This window comes from Pseudomonas wayambapalatensis, assembly GCF_049942315.1.
Lineage (GTDB): Bacteria > Pseudomonadota > Gammaproteobacteria > Pseudomonadales > Pseudomonadaceae > Aquipseudomonas > Aquipseudomonas wayambapalatensis.
In genome coordinates, this window is record NZ_JBNFMU010000128.1 from 1 (window position 1) to 2,371 (window position 2,371).

General features: G+C 62.5%; 1 protein-coding gene. It reads left to right on the top strand.

Features of this window, described 5'->3' with window-relative positions:
* Positions 1-371 precede the first annotated feature (371 nt).
* Positions 372-2,333 (top strand): choline transporter BetT, encoded by a 1,962-nt coding sequence (gene betT / locus ACPZMI_RS07235; protein ID WP_186667576.1) that lies wholly within the window; start codon positions 372-374, stop codon positions 2,331-2,333.
* The last annotated feature ends 38 nt before the right edge of the window (positions 2,334-2,371 follow it).

Here is a 2,371-nt window from a genome sequence, read left to right on the forward strand (position 1 = left end):
AGAAAAAGAAAAACACCACCAGGGAAACCTTAAATCTAGGTTAAAAGAAAAAGGGGGGGGGGGTTCTTGGTGGTCCTTATCGGGGACCCCTCCCCCCCCCGGGGGGGGGGTTGTTCTTTCCCCCCGATAGGGCCGGAACTGCTGGCAAAGCGCAAAGGTCAATTGGTCGCCCGCCAGCGACCACAGGTCGCATTGAAATCCGATCCATGTTTAACTTGAACGCTTGTTCAAATTAAAACGCTGGTCCGCTGCCGGTGTTCAACAGGAGGATTCCCTTTGCTGAACCCGTTCAATCCGAGCCTTTTCACTACTGTAGAGGTGCCCGTTTCATGAGTGCACCGACGCCTTCCCTTGCCAATGGCAAGATCCGCATGAACCCCCCGGTGTTCTACTTCGCGGCAAGTTTCATCCTCATCTTCGGCCTGGTGGTCATCGCCAACCCGCAAGCGGCGGGCGACTGGTTGCTGGCTGCACAGAACTGGGCGGCCAACACGGTCGGCTGGTACTACATGCTGGCCATGACCTTGTACCTGGTGTTCGTGGTGGTCACCGCAGTGTCCGGCTACGGCAAGATCAAGCTCGGCGCCGACCATGACGAGCCCGAGTTCAGCTACCTGTCCTGGGCCGGCATGCTGTTCGCTGCCGGTATCAGCATCACGCTGTTCTTCTTCTGCGTTTCCGAACCCCTGACCCACATGCTCCAGCCGCCCCAGGGCGAGGCGGGCACGGCCGAGGCCGGGCGTCAGGCGATGCAGATCCTGTTCCTGCACTGGGGCCTGCATGGTTGGGGCGTGTTCGCCTTCGTCGGCATGGCCCTGGCGTATTTCGCCTACCGCCACAACCTGCCGCTGGCACTGCGCTCGGCGCTGTACCCGCTGATCGGCAAGCGCATCAACGGGCCGATCGGCTATGCGGTGGACGGCTTCGGCATCATCGCCACGGTGTTCGGCCTGGGCGCGGACATGGGCTTTGGCGTGTTGCACCTGAACGCCGGCCTGGACTACCTGTTCGGCATCGACCACAGCCAGTGGGTGCAGGTGCTGCTCATCACCCTGATGATGGGCGCTGCGGTGGCCGTGGCGGTCGCCGGAGTAGAGAAGGGCGTGCGGGTGATGAGCGACATCAACCTGTTCCTGGCCTGCGCGCTGCTGCTGTTCGTGCTCTTCGCCGGGCCCACGCAACACCTGTTCAACACCCTGATCCAGAACCTCGGTGACTATCTCGGCGCCCTGCCGCGCAAGAGCTTCGACGTGTATGCCTATGGCGAGAACCGCGACTGGCTGGGCGGCTGGACGGTGTTCTACTGGGCCTGGTGGATTGCCTGGGCGCCCTTCGTCGGGCTGTTCATCGCGCGCATCTCGCGTGGGCGCACCATTCGCGAATTCGTCTTCGGCGTGCTGCTGATTCCTCTGGGCTTCACCCTGGCGTGGATGTCGATCTTCGGTAACAGTGCGCTGGACCAGGTGATCAACCATGGGATGACCGCGCTGGGGCAGTCGGCGTTGGACAACCCGTCGATGAGCCTGTACCTGCTGCTGGAAACCTACCCCTGGAGCAAGACGGTGATCGCCGTCACGGTGTTCATCAGCTTCGTGTTCTTCGTCACCTCCGCCGACTCCGGCACCGTGGTGCTGTCGACGCTGTCTGCCAAGGGCGGCGACGCTGACGAAGACGGGCCGAACTGGCTGCGGATCTTCTGGGGCGCGATGACGGCGCTGGTCACCAGCGGCTTGCTGTTCGCCGGCAGCATCGATTCGCTCAAGTCGGCAGTGGTGCTGACGTCCTTGCCGTTCTCGCTGATCTTGCTGTGCATGATGTGGGGCTTGCACAAGGCGTTCTATCTGGAGAGCCAGCGGCAGATCGCGCAGATGCACTCGCTGGCACCGTTCGCTCAGTCCCGCCGCGGACGCGGTGGCTGGCGCCAGCGCTTGAGCCAGGCCGTGCATTTCCCGTCACGTGACGAGGTGTACCGCTTCATGGATGACGTGGTGCGCCCGGCGATTGCCGACGTGACCGAGGTGTTCGAGCAGAAGGGCCTGGTGCTGATCACCCAGGACGACCCGAGCCACGACAACGTCAGCCTGAAGATCGGCCATGGCGAGGAGCAGCCGTTCATCTACCAGGTGCAGATGCGTGGCTACTTCACCCCATCTTTCGCACTGGGTGGGCTGGGCACGCAGGAGTTGAAGAACCGCCGCTACTACCGCGCCGAAGTGCACCTGGCCGAAGGCAGCCAGAACTATGACCTGGTCGGGTACAGCAAGGAGCAGATCATCAACGACATCCTCGACCAGTACGAGCGGCACATGCAGTTCCTGCACTTGGTCAGGTAACGCGCGGCGCTTCCATTCGCGGGCAAGCCCGCTCCCAC

Bases quoted from the DNA above. Each gene is read 5' to 3' on its own strand.
- betT (WP_186667576.1), top strand. From the start codon at position 372: ATGAACCCCCCGGTGTTCTACTTCGCGGCAAGTTTCATCCTCATCTTC.